Here is a 17,836-nt window from a genome sequence, read left to right as displayed (position 1 = left end):
TCGGAATGGGGTTAGCAAGGCACATGCCAGGATATCCTAGCAATCCTCCCGGATTATCCATTTGATCTACATCATGTATTTTCGAGCGCGCAGAAGGGCGCATACATCGATGATAAGATGCTTTCCAGTTTTGGCTGGAATTCATCTTCGCAGATAGAAAGATAGCTTGCAGGCAGCCTGCACCCCGCAAGCCGATCCCGCGGCGGAGCGCGGTCATCGCAGCTGCAGGAGGCTCGCTTATTCGGAGCGAAGGTGTGCGGGCAGTTGCGGCTCGCGGTCGATCAGGTCCGCAAAGAAGCGGTCGCAATCCTCGCCATCGAGCGCAGCACCGAGACCGTCGATGGCCGCGCCGATCAGGCGGGCCTCTTCCTCATCCAGAAGCCGGATGGCGCTGTCGATGTAGACCAGCACGTGAGCGCCGACCGGCGGATTGGACAGCAGCAGCACCGAGACGCGGCGCTGCTCGCCGCGAAATTCGCACAACGCCGACATCCCATCGGTCTCGACAATCGTCATCGGCAGGCCGAGGCACATCGCGCGTTCTCCAGAAGGCCGGCGCCGGTCAGGCCGGCCGCATCTCGTAATTGAGATGATCGATGTCGTTGGCGAGCAACCGCTCGGACGCCACCAGGGGCTCGCTGCGCTGCCGCAGCTCGATGCCCCAATCGGCCAGGATCTGACAGGCGAGCTCGATCGCGGGCGCGATCTGGTCGCGCACCGGCTGCGTCAGCGGCCCGCCCCAGTCTTCGAGATCGAGCGGCTGGCAGCCGATCAGCACGAGGTGCTCAGGGCATCGTCCGAGCAGGTCGGCCGCGCTGATCACCTCCTGGAAGCCGGTCTGGTGCAGGCTCATTTTCTTGGCGCCGGTGAAGCGCGGCACCTCGTCGTCGCGCACCAGCTTCAGCTGGCCAGGCTCGAGGCCATAGTCGATGGCGTCGAACACGATCAGCCGATCGGCCTCCTCCAGGTAGTTCACGAGGTAGAGACCCTGCGTGCCGCCGTCGAGAATGGTGACGTTGTCGGGCACGACGTAGCGGCGGTGGAACTCTTCCACCACGCGCACGCCGAAGCCTTCGTCGGCCCACAGGATGTTGCCGATGCCGAGCACCAGGATGCGGTCGTGTTGCGGAGACGTCGACATCGGTTGCGTTCCCGTCTCAATCGCGGAATTGCCGCTCGCCCGAGACCATCGAGGAGATGATGCTCTGGCGCGACATGATGTCCTCGCGGATCGCGGCGTAGATGTGCACCAGCACGAACATCACCAGCGCCCACATGCCGAGATGGTGCCAGGTGTGCACGTCCTGGCTGTTCGGCCAGATCGCGAACACCCAGCCGAACAGCTTGTGCTGCCAGCTGTCGATCCCGGTGCCCTCGGAATAGAGCGCAAAGCCGGTGACGATCATGAAGGCCACGAACAGGGTGAAGCCCGTGAACATCGCGGTCTGCGCCAGCGGATTGTGGCCGACATACATCTTCGGCTCGCGCTCCAGGAACGCGTACCAGCGGATCTCGTGCAGGACCTCCTTCCAGAACTGGCCGCGATGCACGGGAATGTAGAAGATCTGCCGGGAGTGGTGATTGCCGACGAACGCCCACAGGATACGGGCAAGGAAGAACACCGCGAGCACCTCTCCCGCGGCGAAATGGGTGAAGCGGATATAGCCCATCGCGAAGTTGTCGGACGCTTCGCCGGCGACCGTCGGCAACGGCGTGCCGATCAGGTAACCGGTCACCATCAGCACGAGAATCGAGAACGCGTTCACCCAGTGGCAGATCCGCACCGGCGCCTCGTAGACGTAGACGGTGGGCCTGCCCACCGCCTGTTCTCCGGAGGCATCGGCTGCGATGGCCGCCAGGTCGGGCTTAGCCTCGGAGGACCGAGCAATTGCATCCATCATGGCTTCGCCTCCCTATCTGACCCTGACCGTCGCCATCTCCTGGCCGTCCGGGCTCATCACATGGGTCGAGCAAGCCAGGCACGGATCGAAGGAGTGGATGGTGCGCAGGATCTCGAGCGGCTGCTCCGGATTCGCCATCGGCGTATCCATCAGCGAGGCCTCGAAAGCACCGATATTGCCCTTGGGATCCCGCGGCGAGCCGTTCCACGTGGTCGGCACGACGCACTGGTAATTGTCGATCTTCGTCTCCTTGATCTTGATCCAGTGCGCGAGCGCGCCGCGGGGCGCCTCGGTGAAACCGTAGCCCTTGGCTTCCTTGGGCCAGCTCTCCGGCTTCCACTTGTCGACGTTGGCGGTCGAGCTGTCGCCGGCCTTGATGCGCGCCACCAGCTTGTCCTGGAAGTAGCGCATCTGGTGCCCGGCCCATTCGCATTCCAGCGCGCGCGCAGCGGTGCGCCCGAGCGTCGAGAACAGGGCGGACACCGGCAGGCCGAGCGTCTTGAGCAGCTTCTCGGTCGGCTCCTTGAACTCAGGCTTGTTCTGAGCATAGCCGATGATGTAGCGCGCCAGCGGCCCGACCTCGACGGCGTTGCCGCGCCAGCGCGGCGCCTTGATCCAGGAGTACTTGCCGCCTTCGTCGAGTTCCTTGATGTCGGTCTTGGTGCCCTTGGCGTTGGGACCGAGCACGTAGTTCGGCTCGGTGACGCCGTCCCAGGGATGCAGACCCTTGGTCTCGTCGGGGTATTTGTACCAGGAGTGCGTGACAAACTCCTGGATCTGCTCGGGATCGCCGTGGTCGATCGGCAGCACCTCGTTGAGGTTACCGTTGAGGATCACGCCGCGCGGCAGCTTCAGGCTCTTCGCCGAATAGTCGTTGGCCGTCTCGGGGATGTCGCCATAGGACATCACGCTCTTGCCGGACAGGCCGCCGCCATAGAGCCAGTCCTTGTAGAACGAGCCGATCGCGACAACGTCGGGCAAGTACACCTTTTCGGTGAACTCGATGCAGCGATCGATGATCGAGGAGACGAGGTTGAGCCGCTCCATGTTGATGGCGCCGACCGCGCCGGTGCCGTCGACGTTGATGGCGCAGGGCACGCCGCCGACGAGCCAGTTCGGATGCGGATTCTTGCCGCCGTAGATGGTGTGGACCTTCACGATCTCCTTCTGGAAATCGAGCGCCTCGAGATAATGCGCGACCGCCATCAGATTGGCTTCGGGCGGCAGCTTGTAGGCGGCATGCCCCCAATAGCCGTTCTTGAACGGACCGAGCTGGCCGGATTCGACAAACTTGGTGAGCCGGATCTGCAGATCCTTGAAATAGCCGGGCGAGGACAACGGCCAGGACGAGATCGACTGCGCCAGCACCGAGGTCGCCTTCGGATCGGCCTTCAGCGCCGAGACGATATCGACCCAATCCAGCGCATGCAGGTGGTAGAAGTGCACGAGATGATCGTGCACCTGCAGGCAGAGCTGCATGATGTTTCGGATCGAGTTGGCGTTGTCCGGGATCGTGATGGAGAGCGCGTTCTCGACCGCGCGCACCGAGGTGAGCGCGTGCGTGCCGGTGCAGACGCCGCAGATCCGCTCGGTGAACGCCCAGGCATCGCGCGGATCACGCCCCTTCAGGATGGTCTCGATACCGCGCCACATCGTGCCGGTGGAGACCGCGTTGCGGATGACGTTGTCGGAATCGACGTTGACCTCGACCCGCAGATGACCTTCGATCCGGGTGAGCGGGTCGACGACCACGCGCTTGCCGGAATTGTCGAGCTTGAACCCGTTCGGTGTCTGGATGCCCATCGTTTCGCTTCCTGAAATCGATTAATGATCTTGCTTGGCGTCTTCGCGCTTTGACGCGAGCCGTTTCACCGCGGTCACGGCCGCATGCGCAGCCACCGCGGCGCCGACGGCGCCGGCCGCCACCATGCCGATCTGATCGGCGTTCTTCTCGATGCCGAACTGCTTGATGTTGGTGAGACGGTCGTAGAACGAGCCCTTGTCCCAGAAGCCGTCCTCAGAGCAGCCGATGCAGCCATGGCCGGACTGGATCGGGAAGGACACGCCGCCGTTCCAGCGCACGGTCGAGCAGGCGTTGTAGGTGGTCGGGCCCTTGCAGCCCATCTTGTAGAGACAATAGCCCTTGCGCGCGGCTTCGTCGTCCCACTCCTCGACGAACTGGCCGGCGTCGAAATGCGGGCGCCGGTAGCACTTGTCGTGGATGCGCTGCGAGTAGAACATCTTCGGCCGGCCCTGGCGGTCGAGCTCGGGCAATTTGCCGAAGGTGGTGATGAAGGTGACGACGCCGGTCATCACCTCGGCAATCGGGGGGCATCCCGGCACCTTGATGATCGGCTTGTTGGTGATGACCTTGTCGATCGGCGTCGCCTGGGTCGGGTTGGGCTTGGCGGCCTGGACGCAGCCCCAGGACGCGCAGGCACCCCAGGCGATGATCGCCATGGCATCCTCGGCCATCATCTTCAGCTTCTCGACGAACGGCTTGCCGCCGTCGATGCAGAACATTCCGCCTTCGTTCAGCGGCGGATTGCCCTCCACCGCGAGGATGTACTGTCCCTTGTGCTTGACGCGGGTCTCCTCGAGAATGGCCTCTGCCTGGTGGCCCGCGGCCGCCATGATGGTATCGTCGTAGTCGAGCGAGATCATCGACAGCACCGCATCCTTCACCAGCGGATGGGCGGACCGGATGAAGCTCTCCGAGCAGCAGGTGCATTCGAGCCCGTGCATCCAGATGACGGGCACGCGCGGCTTGGTCTCGAGCGCGTTCGCAATGCGGCTCGCCGCCAGCGGACCGAGCCCGAGGCTGGTCGCCGTCAGGCTACAGAATTTGTGAAAGCTTCGACGCGTGATGCCCTGCCGCCTGATCACGCTGTAAAACGTCTCCGTCGCCGCGCCCATATTTCCTCCCGCCTCGGCTTTGACTTTTCGATGACGCCAAAGACAGCAAGAAGCAGGCCAACGACCTGGAGCGATTCAAAAGTAGAGAGATTCCAAAACCTTGCGTGTTGAATTGCGCAACGGAGTGGGACGCAACGGCGCTGAAAGCACGAGAAGCGGAAACAATTCGATTTGCACTCGGCAACGAAGTTTCCGCCTAGTGCGCGGTGCACACCATGCAGGGATCGAACGAACGCACGATGTGCTGGATCGCGACCGCGCGCGCGCCGGCATCCCCGACATTGGTGCCGACCAGCGCCTGCTCCAGGGGGCCGCCGATGTCGAAGGAATCGCGCGGCGAGAAATTCCAGGTGGTCGGTGCGATGATCTGGTAGCGCTCGATCTTGCCGTTCCGCACCGCCATCCAGTGCCCGAGACTGCCGCGCGCGGCCTCGACCAGCCCGACATAGCTGCCGTTCGGGATCTCGCGCGAATGGTCGCAGAACGGCTCCGACAGCCGCAGCGCGCGCGTCCATTGCTCCATCGCGAGCGCGATGCGCGCGGTCTCGATCAGCCGCGCGATCACGCGGTTCCGCACATTGGTGCCGCTGACCGAGACCAGATCGGCAATCAGCGGCTGCCCCGCCACGGTCTGGCGCGCGATGGCGCCGACCTCGATCGGCTGGCCCGAGAGCCGCGGCGCCTTGCACCAGCTGTAGGCGGCCTGCTTGTCGGGGTCCGGGACCGTGCTGCTGTGGGCGGGGTCGGCGGATGACTCCCGCATCCAGGCGTGGGAGACGTCCTCGGTGATCTGGGCCAACGGCAGTGGCTCGATCACAGCGCGCGGGCCGAACAGGCCGCGCGGAAACAGCTCGCCGTCAGGACCATGATAGGCGCCGTAGCTCATTATCAAGCCCGTACCCATGCCGAGCCCGCTCAGCGCAAGGCTATCGGCAAGCCGCAGGAAATGGGCAAAGTCGCCGCCACGGCCGTCGCGCCAGCGATCGAGCTCGTCTTCGGTCGCGATCGCCAGCACATTTTCCAGCGTATCGGCGAAGACGATCCGCTCGAGAAAGCTTCGGAACGCCGTCGCGATGGAGAGCAGCCGGACGCGCTCGCCGAGATCGATGGCGCGCGTGGTGCCGCCGGGCTGGAACGCGAGGCTGTGCGGCCATTTCCCGGCGATGATGCCCATGGTCTCGAGCAGCCGCGCCCGCGCCGGCAGGGCGTCCCGCGCCGCGCTGCCACGCGTCGCGGCAAAGCGCTCGCGCGTCGCCGCGTGCCAGTCATGCGCAGCATAGGCCTCGCGGGCAAAGTCCGGCATGAAGAAGATATAGAAATGGGTCAGATGGTCGGCCGCATTCTCCGCAGCGTGCGCGATGTTGGTCGCAAGCAGCCCGTTGGGCGCAGCCTCGATGCCCATCGCCTCGCGCAGCGCGGCGGCCGCGGCAACCGATTGCGAGACCGAGCAGATGCCGCAGATCCGCGGCGCCAGCGCCAGCGCATCGAGCGGCGGCCGCCCTTCCAGAATTTGCTCGAAGCCACGGTAGAGCGGTGCCGTCACCTCGGCGCGCACCACGCGCCCGCTCTCGACGTCGAGACGGACTTCGAGATCGCCCTCGACGCGATTGAACGGACCTATCGTGATCCGTGTCATGGCGTTCGCTTGGCCCCAGCGCCGCCGGGCGGCACCACGACGTGGTCGGCGGTCGCGTTCAAGCGCACGCGCCGCGGCGTCGCGGACTTCGACAACGCCGCGAGCGCGACGAACCAGGCTTTCGGCATGTCGGTGGGCAGGCCGACCGGAATGCCCGCGAGCTTGGCGGTCTCCAGATAGTTCTGCGCGCCTTCGAAACCGGGCGACGTGCAGGCGATGCAGGCATAGCCACCCTTGGTGCAGGAGCCGCCGCCGTTCCATGAGCGCTGGTTGCAGTCGCCCACCGCCTGCGTTGCCTTGCAGCCGAGATGCTCCATCAGGCAGCCGCGCTCCGACATGGTCTCGGCGCTCGCCTTGAACTCGTAGAACTCGTTGCGCGAGCAGCCGTGGTGGGCCAGATGGTTGGCGATGAACTTCGGCCGCCCATATCCGTCGAGATCGGTTGCCGCAAGATCCTTGGTGGTCAGTGCCAAAATCGTTTCCATCATCCAGCCGGGATGCGGTGCGCAACCTGCGACGTTGATGACGGGCAGACCGAGCCGCGAGCGGAACGCCGCGCCCAACGCGCCACCACTATCGGAACCCTCGAACTGCAGGCCGACCGCATCGGTCGGGTTCGCACCGGCGGCCGGAACGCCGCCATAGGCCGCGCAGCTTCCGACCGCGATCACGTAATCGGCGCGCGGTGCCAGATCGAGCATCCAGCTGTAGACGGAACGATTGGTGCCCGCGAGCATGTTGAAGCGGCCGGTGTCGTTCGGTCCGCGGGCGACCGAACCTTCCAGCAGAAGCAGGTCGAGCCGCACCTCGCCGTCGAGCACGGATTGCAGGACTTCGACCGCCTCCTCGCCGGTCTCCTCGCTGACGGACGGATGCCACAGCAGGTTGACGCCGAATTGCCGGAGCTCGTCGAACCAGCCCGAGGCGCCGCTCTCGAGGATCGACATGGTGCATCCGCCGCAACTGGCGCCCTGCAGCCAGAGCACGTTGGTCATTCCGTCGGATCGGTCCATCTCATGTCTCCCGGTCGCCCCAGCTTCAACCGCTCGCTTGCGAAGCGCAAGGGGCTCGTTGGCGTCCTCAATCGTGAGCGCCCGGCATTTCGTCGTGTTTCAGGTGCCGCCTGCGGATATTGCGGGTGACGAGCCAGATCACGGCTACGGCCACCGGCACGAAGATTGCGGTCGCCAGCGAAGGCTCGACATGCAGGCCGCTGTCATGGGCCCCCTTGGCGAGATAGCCGAACAGGCTGACGACGTAGTAGCCGATCGCCGCCACCGACAAGCCTTCGACCGTGCTCTGCAGCCGCAATTGCAGCCTTGTGCGCTCGTTCATCGAGCGCAGCAGGTCGCGATTCTGCTCCTCGAGCTCGACGTCGACGCGCGTGCGCAACAGATCGGCCGCGCGCGCGAGCTTGATCGACAGATTGGCCTGTCGGTCCTCCGTCGTGGCGCAGGTGCGCATGGCCGGCGCCATGCGGCGGGCAAGGAATGAGGACCAGGTCGGATAGCCCGCGATCTCGCCGCCTTCGATCACGGCCAGACGCGCCTGCACGATCTCGTAATAGGCGCGGCTGGCACCGAAACGAAACAGGCTGCCGGCAGCGCCTCTTTCGAGCGTGGCCGCCAGTGCGGTCAGTTCGCTCAAGAGATGGTTGTTCAGCTTGAGATCCTCGGCGCGCTGCATCTCCTCGAGCACCTCGACCAGCCGGCGACCGATATGATCGACGGAGGGCGCAAGCTCGAGCGCGGCGGGCAGGCCGAGCAGCGCCAGCGTGCGGTAGGTCTCGATCTCCAGCACGCGCTGCACCAGCGCGCCGAGACGGCCCGGCGACAGGCCGTCATTGCACACGAGAATACGGACGAAGCCCTGCTCGTCGGTGCGAAAGTCCGATGCAACGACCGCAGGTCCGCTGCGAACTGCGGCCATCGCGAGGCTGGCTCGCTCGAAAATCTGCTGGGCACGCTCAAGCGCGGCCGAGGTCTGCTCGGCCTCGAGCTTGACCGCGACCAGCAACTGGCCGGCCTGGTGCAGAGACCGGATCAGCGCCGCAGCCTCGTCGCCGATCTCGCCGAACTGCCGCGCGGACACTCCGTCCAGAATCCAGGTGAAGGTAGCGAATTCCGAATGCTGCTCCCAGCGCAGCTGGGTCGTCCCGATCGTGACCTGATGATGCTTCGTCGCGGCATCCGGCGGCGCCTGCCCGTGCGACGTGCAGAACGCCACGAACCTCTCGCGGTCGGCCGCCGCAACCTCGCCCTGGCTCAGAAAGGCAAAACGCAGCACCGTGAGCGGCGCGATGAGCCGGGTGAACGGCCGGGCATGCACCTCGGCCAGCACCGCACCGCGCTGCGGATGCAATTCGAAGCCGGCGAGATCGAGGTCACCCTTCATCTGACGTCCCTTGGTAGCGCTTTCAGGCCGCGATGTCCCGCGCGCCTCGCCGTTCACTACCACGACACGACCCTGCTGTTACAATCACCCCTTTGCAGGATACGCCCGCCGCCTCAGGCCGCCGCCACGTTGGCCATGAAGCTGTCGAGCTCGACGCGCAGGCGCTGGCTGGCCTCGGTCAGGCCGCGGGCCGATTGCAGCACGGCCGAGGCCGCAGCACCGGTCTCGGTCGCTTCGCGATTGACCTGTTCGAGGTTGGTCGAGACCTGGCCGGTGCCGGAGGCCGCATGCTGGGCGTTACGCGCGATCTCCTGCGTCGTCGCGGTCTGCTGATCGACGGCGGAGGCGATCGAGCCCGAGATCGAGGAGATCTCGCCGATCGTGCCGGCGATGCTCTTGATCGCGGCGATCGATTCACCCGTCGCCTGCTGCATGCCCTGGATGTGCGAGCCGATCTCGTCCGTGGCACGCGCCGTCTGGCTCGCGAGCGATTTCACCTCGGAAGCGACAACCGCAAAACCGCGCCCGGCCTCGCCGGCGCGCGCCGCTTCTATGGTGGCGTTGAGCGCCAGCAGATTGGTCTGCTCCGCCACCGCCGTGATCAGCTTGACCACGTCGCCGATGCGATGCGAGGCTTCGGACAAGGCGGCGATGCGCGCATCGGTGTCACGCGCCTGTCGCACCGCGCTCTCCGAGATGGTGTTGGAGCTGCGCACCTGTGAGCGGATCTCGTTGATCGAGAGCGACAGCTCCTCGGCGGCGGATGCGACCGACTGGATGCTGCCGGCGGACTCCCTGGACGCGCCGACTACCGCGGTGGTGAGCTCTCCGGTCGCCTCGGCATTACGCGACAGCGTGGCGGCGGCGACTTCCAGCTGCCGGGCCGAGCTCGAAATGTCGTTGACGATGTCGCCGACCGCGGCTTCGAACGTACCGGCAAATCGGCTCAGCTCGGAGCGGCGCAGCTCCGCGGCCGACCTGTTTCGCTCCTCGATCTCGGCCGCCTCCCGCTCGGTACGCTCGATCGCCTGGCGCTTGAACAGCTCCACGGCGCCAGCCATCCTGCCGACCTCGTCGCGCCTACCGAGGCCCGGAAGCACGATCTCGTGCCGTCCCCTGGCGAGCTCCATCATCGCGCCGCACATGAGGATCACGGGCTGTGCAATGCCGCGTCCGATCGCGACGGACAAAACGAGGCCGATGGCGATTGACACCAGCGCCAGCAGCACCACCACGGACTGACCGCTGGCGATCTGCTCCGACGTCTTCTTCTCGGCCTCGGCCTGCTCGGCCAGCGCCACACGCTTGAGCGAGCTCGCGGCGCCCGACAGGCTATGCCGCAACTTCCACATGCCGTCGACGAGACCATCGATCTCCTGAGCGGACGCCGCCACGCGCGCAACATGCTCGCCATACACGGCAAGGCGGTCGGAAAGCGTCTTCTCGCCGATGGCATCGCGCGACCGCAGCGCACCGCCATCGACAAGGCGCTTCATGGCCGCGAGCCGGTGCGTGGCCCCCTGCACCGTCGCGGCATTGTGCTGCTTCAACTCGGCCATCACGAGCAGATCGACGACCTCGAAACGATCGAGCAGGCCACCGGTCGCATCCGCATCGCCGCGCAGCGCCCTCGCATCCGTCAAAGCCGCCTTGATAGCACGCGCCTCCTCCGCCAACATCGCACCGGAACGGTCGATCTCCGACCGCAGGGCCAGCACCTTGTTGAAGGCGTCGGTATAGGCGCGATACGCCTCGAAAAGCTCGTTGATCGATTGCTGCCAGCTCAAGGTCGAGGTTTCGGACTTGGCCGCGGTGATGGTCCGCTCGAGCTGTCGCCTCGCCTCCTCGGCGGCCGCTTCGGCTTCCTTGGTGCCGGCCATGGCGAAATAGCGCGCATTGCTCTGATAGGCGGACAGGGAGCTGTCGATCTCACGCGCATAGTCGGATTCCGACATGCTGATCCGGTAGACGCCGAAGCCGTCGAGGATCTTCTCGTAACCGAGCCAGGCGCCGGCCATGGTGACGGCCGACAGCAACAGCACGACGGCAAAGCCGATCATGATCTTGGCTCGGATCGACATGTTGGCGAACACCGGCTCGCTCTTGGGGAGACTCATGGCGGCGGCATTCATCCGTCCATGGCCGTGAAACAGGCCCGACATCGACTGCCCGTCCCGGGCAAGAACACGTGTGACGAAGCTCGGATTCATTTGGCAAAAACCGTTCTCGGAAAACTCGCAATGGCGCGACGATGCGGCCTCTCCCCTAATCATCGGTAAACCGAAACCTGCTGCTGCGCAGCGAACGAAGCCGCCATTGCGCCGATAGCGATCGTGCTCCCACGCAGCAATTGGCAGAACGCGCCGCACGCGCAAGAAAAGAGCGAGCAGTTTCAAGTGTGGCCTGACAGGTGAATTTCCATCGCAAGACAAAGCTTGTTTCCAACGCGTCGCATCATGCGACGCATCAAGGGCTTTGAGGATTTTTTTCGCCGCGGGGATTTTGCAAAGGAGCGCGCGCGATATTGTCGGAAGGGTCGGCTGATTCGTTTGTTGCTGCGTCGGATCGCTTGGGGCAGGAGCAATCGATGACTGAGATGAACGAGATTCCCGGCACGCTCGATGCGGTCGGCACCGCCGGGACCAATCGCCAATCGATCTATGTGTACGAAGCGCCGGTGCGGATCTGGCACTGGCTGAACGCCGCCCTCATCACGACGCTCGTGATGACCGGCTATCTGATCGCCTCACCGCTGCCGTCGATGCCGGGCGAGGCCTCCAACTGGTACACGATGGGTTACATCCGCTTCATCCATTTCGCGTCGGGGCAGGTGCTGGCGGTCGCCTTCCTCTATCGCGTGTACTGGGCGTTCGTCGGCAACGACTACGCGCGGCAACTCTTCGCGCTTCCGTTCTACAATCGGATCTGGCGCTGGGGCCTGCTGTACGAGCTGCGCTGGTATCTTTTCCTGGTGCGCTACCCCAAAAAGTACATCGGCCACAACCCGCTCGCCAACGCCGCGATGTTCCTGTTCGTCATGGCAATGGTCGGAATGATCTTGACCGGATTTGCGCTCTATGGAGAGGGCGCGGGCGTCGACAGCCTCTGGTACCGGCTGTTCGGTTGGGTGTTCAGGATCTTTCCGAACAGCCAGGACGTTCACACGCTGCATCATCTGGGCATGTGGTTCATCGTCGTGTTCGTCATCCTGCACATCTACGCGGCGCTGCGCGAAGACGTCATGTCCCGGCAGAGCATGCTGTCCGCCATCATCACCGGCGAACGGACGTTTCGCGATTCGAGGCCCGACTGAGTCTAAAGCGCGATGCGACTGGGCTGAATCGTCATCGCGCTTTAGCTTGTTGTTTAAGCATGATCTTTTCGGAAAACCGCTGCACACTTTTCCGGATCATGCTTTAGAAGCTCGCTGCAAGACTGACCCGAAACGTCATCGGCTCGACCGGGTGCAGCACATAGTCCATCACGCCGTTCCGGCAGACCGCGGCCGGTGCGGCATTGGCGACGCAGAGATTGTAGAGCCTGTCGGTCTTCAAGAGCGAGCCATAGGCGTAGGTGATCTGGTTCGCCATGCTGTTGAAGAGGTTGAGCACGTCGAACTGGATGCGCCAGCCGTTCCCGGTGCGGTAGCCGAGCCGCGCGTTGACTATGCTGATCGGCCGCGAGCGGAACGCATTGTCCTCCGTCAGCGGGCTGGACCCGATGTAGCGCCAGCGCGCGCTGCCGAACCAACCCGTCTTCTCGCCAAGCGTTAGTCCGGCCGATGCCACCATCGCCGGGGCGTTGGGAATGTAGTTGCCGGGCGCATTGCCGATCTGCGCCTCGGGATAGCCGGCGAGCGAGGCATAGACCGCGGCCTGCTCGCCGTCATGGCCGCGGAAGCGCGCATGCGTCATTGCGAGATCCGCATCGATATCGATCCAGGACCGCGGCCGGTAATGGTTGGTCCACTCGAAGCCGTAGCGGCGGCTGGCGCGGGTTGCCGAGGTGTCGCCGGCATCGCCGGAGAACAGGATCTCGGAATCCTGGTCCAGGATGAAGAGGCTGAGAGAGCTGTCGAGGCCGGGAACGATCCTGCTGCGAACACCGACCTCCGCGCCTCTGGTGCGCACCAGGAGTGGCGACGGCGTGAGCCTTGTCGCGGGATCGGTGGGATCCTCCGTCGTGGTCGCGCCGCGGGCATCGTTCGAATGCATGCCGTAGCCGGCGCCGAGGAAGAATTCGGTCTGGTTGAACGGACCAAGCACCATCCTGAATTTCGGGCTGCCGAGCGCGGCATCGGCGCGGCCGGAATTTGCGGCGTTGAACAGAGAGGTGACGTCGGCGGCGTAATAATCGCCGCGCCAGCCCAACGTCGTCCTGAGCCAGTCGGTCCAGCGCACCGTGTTCTCGGCATAGATCCCGACGCTGCCCTCGCCGACCTTGTCGCCGCGGACATTGCCGACGAAGCCGCGCCGAAACGTATTGGTGAGCGCGAGGTCGATCGCATCATAACGCGATTGCAGACCGAAAGTGGTCTGCATCGACAGGCCGGCAAAGGAGCCGTTCAGCGTGCGCGAGACATTGGCGCCCGCCATCAAGCGGTCGTCGTGCTGGTGGAACTGGTCGCCGAGCACGGGATCGTCGAGGAAGTAAGTGAAATTGTTGAAGAGGTCGAGCTGGCTCTTCACCAGATAGGCGTTGGCTTTCCATGAACCGATGTCGTCGGTCTGCGCGATGCGCCCGGACAGCGCAAAGCGGCTGGCATGGCCACCGTCGCTCGGATCTTCCGAACCGTAACGGCCGAGCAGGCCGCTGGTGATGGCGCGCTGCGGCACCTGGTCGGTCGAATTCCATTTGTTGACGTAGGCCATGCCGGTGACGGACATGCCGTCGGTCGCGGTGCCCTGGCTGTAGCGCACGAGGCCGTTGAGCTTTCGTACGTTGTCCGGATTGTCCCACGGGCCGTCGTAGGTTCCGATCTCGCCGGCCACCAGCAGCGAACCGTCGCCGACTTTCGCGGAATCCATGCCGAGCAGACGCCGGTAACCGAAGCTGCCGGCGCTCACCTGCGCCAGCCGCTGGGTGCTGTCGATCAGGCCGATGTGGACGCTTCCGACCGAGGCGAAGTCGCCTTCGTCGGCGAAGTAAGGTCCCTTGCGCACGTCCATTGCGGCGATGGTTTCCGGGATCAGCCAGTTGAGATCGGCGTAGCCCTGGCCATGCGCGTGAGTGCGCATGTTGACGGGGACGCCATCGACGATGATCGCCAGATCGGTGCCGTGATCGAGATTGTAACCGCGCAGGAAATACTGGTTGGCTTTGCCCTCGCCGGAATGCTGTGTCACGATCAGTCCCGGCACGGCCTCGAGCGCCTCGCCCGGCCGTGCGAAAGGGCGCGCATTGATCTCATCGCCGGAGACGGTGATCTCGCTGGCCATGCCGGCTGCGGCCCTCGCACCCGAGCCGGCACTGCGCGGATCCGCCGCCTGCGTCGTTGCTGGAGACACGAAGATGCGGCGGCCGGCCGCGGTCGGTCTGGCGGCACGGCGCGATGCGAGCGGCATCTTGCGCCCGGGTGCAGCGCCGCCACTGACCTCGACCGGTGGCAGTTCGCGTGAGGCGCCATCGCTCTGCGCAAAGGCGCGGCCGTCATCCGCGAGCAGCGCCAGGACCGAGAGTGCCGCCAAAGCGCCGCCGCGACGACCTTGCTCAGGCCGCCTCGGTCGCATCGGCGCATTCCAGGACCTTCGTGCCGGCGCGGCGAGGCTCGTTCGCGAACATGCGGCGATAGAGCACGACCGAGACGAGCCATGCGGCCGCGAACAGCGCGATCACGGCAAAGCCGACATTGGCAAGCGACTCGTTGAGTTCCTCGACCAGCGCCCATGCACCGCCGGAGAGGCCGAGCCGATCGCTGATCAGGCCGAGCGCCTCGATGCCGCCAATCAACAGCGCGACCGCGACGGAGGCGCCGGTGATCGTGAGATTGTACCAGAGCTTGCGCAAGGGATCGACGAAGGCCCAGCGATAGGCGCTCACCATCAGCGCGGAATCGGCCGTGTCGACCAGCGCCATGCCTGCAGCGAACAGCGCGGGGAAAACCAGCACATCGGCGAGCGAGGCGCCGCGCGCGGCTTCGCTGGCGGAGATGCTGAGCAGGCTGATCTCGGTCGCGGTGTCGAAGCCGAGGCCGAACAGGAAGCCGAGCGGGTACATGTGCCAGGGCTTCGTCACCAGGCGGAACATCGGGCCGAGCAGCCGCGCCAGCACGCCGCGGCCGGCAAGCAGCGCATCGAGCTGCGCGGCATCGTGAACGCCCTGCTCCCGCGCCGCGCGAAACGTCCGCCACAGCCCGGCGAAAATGACGAGATTGATCGCGGCGACCGCGAGCAGGAACAGCGCCGAGACCGAGGTACCGATGAGGCCGCCGACTTCCTTGAGCAGGCTGTCGCCGCCAAGACTCACGACGCCCAGTGCCAGCAGCATGGTTGCCACCACGACCACGGTGGAATGGCCGAGCGCGAAATAGAGGCCGACGCTGCGCGGCGTCTCCCCGGCATGCATCAGCTTGCGCACGACGTTGTCGATCGCAGCAATGTGGTCGGCATCGACGGCGTGACGCAGGCCGAACACCCAGGCCAGCAACGCGGTCGCCATCACCGTCGGCCGCTCGCCGAACAGCGTGAAGGCCCAGGCCCATGCGGCGAGGTTGGCGGCGACGAGCCCGCCGAGCAGCGCCACCGTTCCGGGCTCGACCGCCCGCAAAGTCCGCATCGCTGCTCGTTCCATTCGCCCGCCTTTACAGTGTGACGTTTATCAAAATCTCTCATACTGGCAAGAGCAAGAGCCGGACCAGTTTCGCACTGACGCCTGAAGAGCCGGCGGGAATGCGAGCCAAATGGCTGGCCTGATGGAAGAATTCCGCCTCTGCGGATCACAGCGCCGGTGCGGGATGGCGCGCTCGCATTGGCAAGCAGATATCCACTTGGACGAGGAAGTTGACGGTCGTCTGGGGAGCTTCGGGACCCCCACGCAAGTGGAACCGATCGCTGTGAAGCGGCTCACATCCGATGCGACGATCCGGATGTAATCATCGTGCCGGGTGGAGATGGCAGACGGAGACGCGCATGAAACTCCTCATGCTCTCGCTTATTGCAGCCATGCTTCTCGCCGGTGCGGCCAATAGCGTGTTCAGGCCGCATGCCGTGCCTCATTTCGGTCAGCACGGCACGACGTCCATTCAAGACATGCAGACAGGAAAGGCCGACAAGCTTCCAGAGCAGGAGCTGCAGGACCGCTCCGTCCTGTTTGCGAAAGAGCCGGCGCGGTAGGCCGGCCCCTATTCGGCCGCTGCAGGCGCGGGTTGCGGCTGCCCGTCGTTCAGCCCCGTTCGCGCCATCTGCTCGTCGAGCCAGAGGCTGTGGTGCTCGCGCGCCCAGTTGACGTCGACTTCGCCCGAGCCCATGGCCGCGAACGCACCTTCCATGCCGATGGTGCCGATATAGATGTGCGCGATCATCGCCGCGACGAACAGGACCGCCACGATCGAGTGAACGATCTGGGCCATTTGCATGCCCTCGATCCCGGTGCCGTAGAACGGGAACATCAGCGCGTAGCCCGACGCTGCGACCAGTGCGCCGCCGATCACGACGATCCAGTAGATCATCTTCTGGCCGCCGTTGAAGCGGTAGGCCGGCGGATGGTCATGACCGATCAGCCCGCCGCCGCGCTTCGCCCATTCGATATCCACTTTGTTCGGGATATTGCCGCCGATCCACATCAGGAAGATCAGGACGACGCCGAGTGTGAACGGGAAGCTCAGATAATTGTGCGCATACTTGGCCCATTGCGACCATTCCGAGAACGCCTCGAAACCGATCAGCGGCAGCAAGAGCGGCCGGCCGAACGTGATGTTCAGCCCGGAAATCGCCAGCACGATGAAACAGGTCGCCGTCAGCCAGTGCACGAACCGCTCGAAGGCGTTGAAGCGCACGATGGTGCGGCCAGACCGTCCGGCTTCGAGACGCACCATCCCGACGGTGAGATAGAAGATCACGATGGCCGCGATCATGCCGAGGATGGCAATGCCGCCGATCCAGCGCAGCGTCACGTTACGGAACTCCCGCCATTCCCGTCCCTGCGGCTGCTCGAGCACGCCGGAGCGCTGGTCGGGAATGCTGACGCGGCCCTGAATCCGGTTGAGCTCCTGCAGGAGCTGCTGCTCCTTGACCGAGCTCGCGGTCGGATTGACCTGCTGAGCACTCACGGGCGCCATGCTCACCAACATAAGCAGCGCCCAGGCGCCCAACGCCAGACGAATGAACCTTCCAAACGACGCCATCGTATCCTCCCCGGTCTTGCGCGCCCTTCGGCTGCCCACGTCAGGACTCGATTGTCTCGCGATATGCGGTCTTCCAGCCCCACGCACCCGAGCCGTAGCCGCGCTTCATGACGCGCTCCTTGTAGATCTGCGCGATAATCTCGCCGTCGCCCGCAAGCAAGGATTTGGTCGAGCACATCTCGGCGCACAGCGGCAGCTTGCCTTCGGCCAGCCGGTTCGCACCATATTTCGCGTATTCCTCCTTGCTGCCGTCGGCCTCCGGGCCGCCGGCGCAATAGGTGCATTTGTCCATCTTGCCGCGCGAGCCGAAGTTTCCGACCTTCGGGTATTGCGGCGCGCCGAACGGACAGGCGTAGAAGCAATAGCCGCAACCGATGCAGAGGTCCTTGGAGTGCAGCACCACCGCATCGGCCGTGGTGTAGAAGCAGTTCACCGGACACACCGCCGCGCAGGGCGCGTCCGTGCAGTGCATGCAGGCCATCGAGATCGAGCGCTCGCCCGGCTTGCCGTCGTTGATGGTGACGACGCGGCGCCGGTTGATGCCCCAGGGCACCTCGTGCTCGTTCTTGCAGGCGGTGACGCAGGCGTTGCACTCGATGCAGCGATCAGCGTCGCAGAGAAATTTCATCCGAGCCATGTGCGTGCTCC

General features: G+C 64.8%; 15 protein-coding genes. 2 read left to right on the top strand and 13 right to left on the bottom strand.

What is annotated here, in order from left to right; genetic code table 11:
* Nucleotides 1-237 precede the first annotated feature (237 nt).
* From N2604_RS17360 to N2604_RS17320, 9 genes are all read right to left on the bottom strand, one after another.
* Nucleotides 238-534, bottom strand: coding sequence for a HypC/HybG/HupF family hydrogenase formation chaperone (locus N2604_RS17360; RefSeq protein ID WP_260375828.1), 297 nt, complete (start codon nt 532-534; stop codon nt 238-240).
* A gap of 28 nt (nt 535-562) precedes the next feature.
* A complete protein-coding gene (locus N2604_RS17355) occupies nt 563-1,141 on the bottom strand; it encodes a HyaD/HybD family hydrogenase maturation endopeptidase (protein WP_260375827.1) in 579 nt (192 codons plus the stop codon).
* A 16-nt stretch (nt 1,142-1,157) separates the two neighbouring features.
* Nucleotides 1,158-1,901 carry a Ni/Fe-hydrogenase, b-type cytochrome subunit gene (cybH, locus tag N2604_RS17350; protein ID WP_260375826.1) on the bottom strand — a complete coding sequence of 248 codons (744 nt, stop codon included), beginning with the start codon at nt 1,899-1,901 and terminating at the stop codon, nt 1,158-1,160.
* A gap of 12 nt (nt 1,902-1,913) precedes the next feature.
* Nucleotides 1,914-3,704: a nickel-dependent hydrogenase large subunit gene (locus N2604_RS17345; RefSeq protein WP_260375825.1), complete on the bottom strand. Its 1,791-nt coding sequence runs from the start codon at nt 3,702-3,704 to the stop codon at nt 1,914-1,916.
* A 21-nt stretch (nt 3,705-3,725) separates the two neighbouring features.
* The gene (locus tag N2604_RS17340; RefSeq protein WP_260375824.1) at nt 3,726-4,817 is read right to left on the bottom strand and encodes a hydrogenase small subunit; all 1,092 of its coding nucleotides are present in this window, start codon (nt 4,815-4,817) and stop codon (nt 3,726-3,728) included.
* 196 nt (nt 4,818-5,013) lie between these two features.
* Nucleotides 5,014-6,453, bottom strand: coding sequence for a nickel-dependent hydrogenase large subunit (locus N2604_RS17335; protein ID WP_260375823.1), 1,440 nt, complete (start codon nt 6,451-6,453; stop codon nt 5,014-5,016).
* Nucleotides 6,450-7,466, bottom strand: coding sequence for a HupU protein (locus N2604_RS17330; RefSeq protein ID WP_260375822.1), 1,017 nt, complete (start codon nt 7,464-7,466; stop codon nt 6,450-6,452). The genes N2604_RS17335 and N2604_RS17330 overlap by 4 nt, the downstream gene beginning before the upstream one ends.
* Nucleotides 7,467-7,533: 67 nt before the next feature.
* Nucleotides 7,534-8,847 carry a DUF3422 domain-containing protein gene (locus N2604_RS17325; protein ID WP_260375821.1) on the bottom strand — a complete coding sequence of 438 codons (1,314 nt, stop codon included), beginning with the start codon at nt 8,845-8,847 and terminating at the stop codon, nt 7,534-7,536.
* A 113-nt stretch (nt 8,848-8,960) separates the two neighbouring features.
* Nucleotides 8,961-11,009, bottom strand: coding sequence for a methyl-accepting chemotaxis protein (locus N2604_RS17320; protein ID WP_260375820.1), 2,049 nt, complete (start codon nt 11,007-11,009; stop codon nt 8,961-8,963).
* A 434-nt stretch (nt 11,010-11,443) separates the two neighbouring features.
* On the opposite strand from N2604_RS17320, the gene cybH (N2604_RS17315) reads away from it, so the two are divergent.
* Nucleotides 11,444-12,160, top strand: a complete 717-nt coding sequence (gene cybH, locus N2604_RS17315; protein WP_409241739.1) for a Ni/Fe-hydrogenase, b-type cytochrome subunit — start codon at nt 11,444-11,446, stop codon at nt 12,158-12,160.
* Nucleotides 12,161-12,263: 103 nt separating this feature from the next.
* On the opposite strand, the gene N2604_RS17310 is transcribed toward cybH (N2604_RS17315), so the two are convergent.
* Nucleotides 12,264-14,576, bottom strand: a complete 2,313-nt coding sequence (locus N2604_RS17310) for a TonB-dependent receptor (RefSeq protein ID WP_260375818.1) — start codon at nt 14,574-14,576, stop codon at nt 12,264-12,266.
* Entirely contained in the window at nt 14,557-15,621 is a 1,065-nt protein-coding gene (locus N2604_RS17305; protein WP_260375817.1) for a HoxN/HupN/NixA family nickel/cobalt transporter, read from the bottom strand. The genes N2604_RS17310 and N2604_RS17305 overlap by 20 nt, the downstream gene beginning before the upstream one ends.
* Before the next feature lie 353 nt (nt 15,622-15,974).
* Between N2604_RS17305 and N2604_RS17300 the strand changes: the two genes are divergently transcribed.
* On the top strand, nt 15,975-16,178 hold the full coding sequence (locus N2604_RS17300; protein ID WP_260375816.1) for a hypothetical protein: 204 nt from the start codon (nt 15,975-15,977) through the stop codon (nt 16,176-16,178).
* Nucleotides 16,179-16,186: 8 nt separating this feature from the next.
* On the opposite strand, the gene N2604_RS17295 is transcribed toward N2604_RS17300, so the two are convergent.
* Nucleotides 16,187-17,188, bottom strand: coding sequence for a formate dehydrogenase subunit gamma (locus N2604_RS17295; protein WP_260375815.1), 1,002 nt, complete (start codon nt 17,186-17,188; stop codon nt 16,187-16,189).
* Nucleotides 17,189-17,228: 40 nt separating this feature from the next.
* On the bottom strand, nt 17,229-17,825 hold the full coding sequence (gene fdh3B, locus N2604_RS17290) for a formate dehydrogenase FDH3 subunit beta (RefSeq protein ID WP_197946740.1): 597 nt from the start codon (nt 17,823-17,825) through the stop codon (nt 17,229-17,231).
* Nucleotides 17,826-17,836 lie beyond the last annotated feature (11 nt).

The organism is Bradyrhizobium sp. CB1015, from assembly GCF_025200925.1.
Classification (GTDB): Bacteria; Pseudomonadota; Alphaproteobacteria; order Rhizobiales; family Xanthobacteraceae; genus Bradyrhizobium.
This window is presented reverse-complemented; position numbering and strand designations above follow the sequence as displayed.

What these genes read in the sequence shown, in the direction of transcription:
- N2604_RS17320 (WP_260375820.1), bottom strand. Translation starts at nt 11,009, where the DNA reads ATGTCGGGCCTGTTTCACGGCCATGGACGGATGAATGCCGCCGCCATG.
- N2604_RS17360 (WP_260375828.1), bottom strand. Translation starts at nt 534, where the DNA reads ATGTGCCTCGGCCTGCCGATGACGATTGTCGAGACCGATGGGATGTCG.
- N2604_RS17295 (WP_260375815.1), bottom strand. Translation starts at nt 17,188, where the DNA reads ATGGCGTCGTTTGGAAGGTTCATTCGTCTGGCGTTGGGCGCCTGGGCG.
- cybH (WP_409241739.1), top strand. Translation starts at nt 11,444, where the DNA reads ATGAACGAGATTCCCGGCACGCTCGATGCGGTCGGCACCGCCGGGACC.
- cybH (WP_260375826.1), bottom strand. Translation starts at nt 1,901, where the DNA reads ATGATGGATGCAATTGCTCGGTCCTCCGAGGCTAAGCCCGACCTGGCG.
- N2604_RS17340 (WP_260375824.1), bottom strand. Translation starts at nt 4,817, where the DNA reads ATGGGCGCGGCGACGGAGACGTTTTACAGCGTGATCAGGCGGCAGGGC.
- N2604_RS17355 (WP_260375827.1), bottom strand. Translation starts at nt 1,141, where the DNA reads ATGTCGACGTCTCCGCAACACGACCGCATCCTGGTGCTCGGCATCGGC.
- fdh3B (WP_197946740.1), bottom strand. Translation starts at nt 17,825, where the DNA reads ATGGCTCGGATGAAATTTCTCTGCGACGCTGATCGCTGCATCGAGTGC.
- N2604_RS17335 (WP_260375823.1), bottom strand. Translation starts at nt 6,453, where the DNA reads ATGACACGGATCACGATAGGTCCGTTCAATCGCGTCGAGGGCGATCTC.
- N2604_RS17310 (WP_260375818.1), bottom strand. Translation starts at nt 14,576, where the DNA reads ATGCGACCGAGGCGGCCTGAGCAAGGTCGTCGCGGCGGCGCTTTGGCG.
- N2604_RS17330 (WP_260375822.1), bottom strand. Translation starts at nt 7,466, where the DNA reads ATGGACCGATCCGACGGAATGACCAACGTGCTCTGGCTGCAGGGCGCC.
- N2604_RS17300 (WP_260375816.1), top strand. Translation starts at nt 15,975, where the DNA reads ATGAAACTCCTCATGCTCTCGCTTATTGCAGCCATGCTTCTCGCCGGT.
- N2604_RS17345 (WP_260375825.1), bottom strand. Translation starts at nt 3,704, where the DNA reads ATGGGCATCCAGACACCGAACGGGTTCAAGCTCGACAATTCCGGCAAG.
- N2604_RS17325 (WP_260375821.1), bottom strand. Translation starts at nt 8,847, where the DNA reads ATGAAGGGTGACCTCGATCTCGCCGGCTTCGAATTGCATCCGCAGCGC.
- N2604_RS17305 (WP_260375817.1), bottom strand. Translation starts at nt 15,621, where the DNA reads ATGCGGACTTTGCGGGCGGTCGAGCCCGGAACGGTGGCGCTGCTCGGC.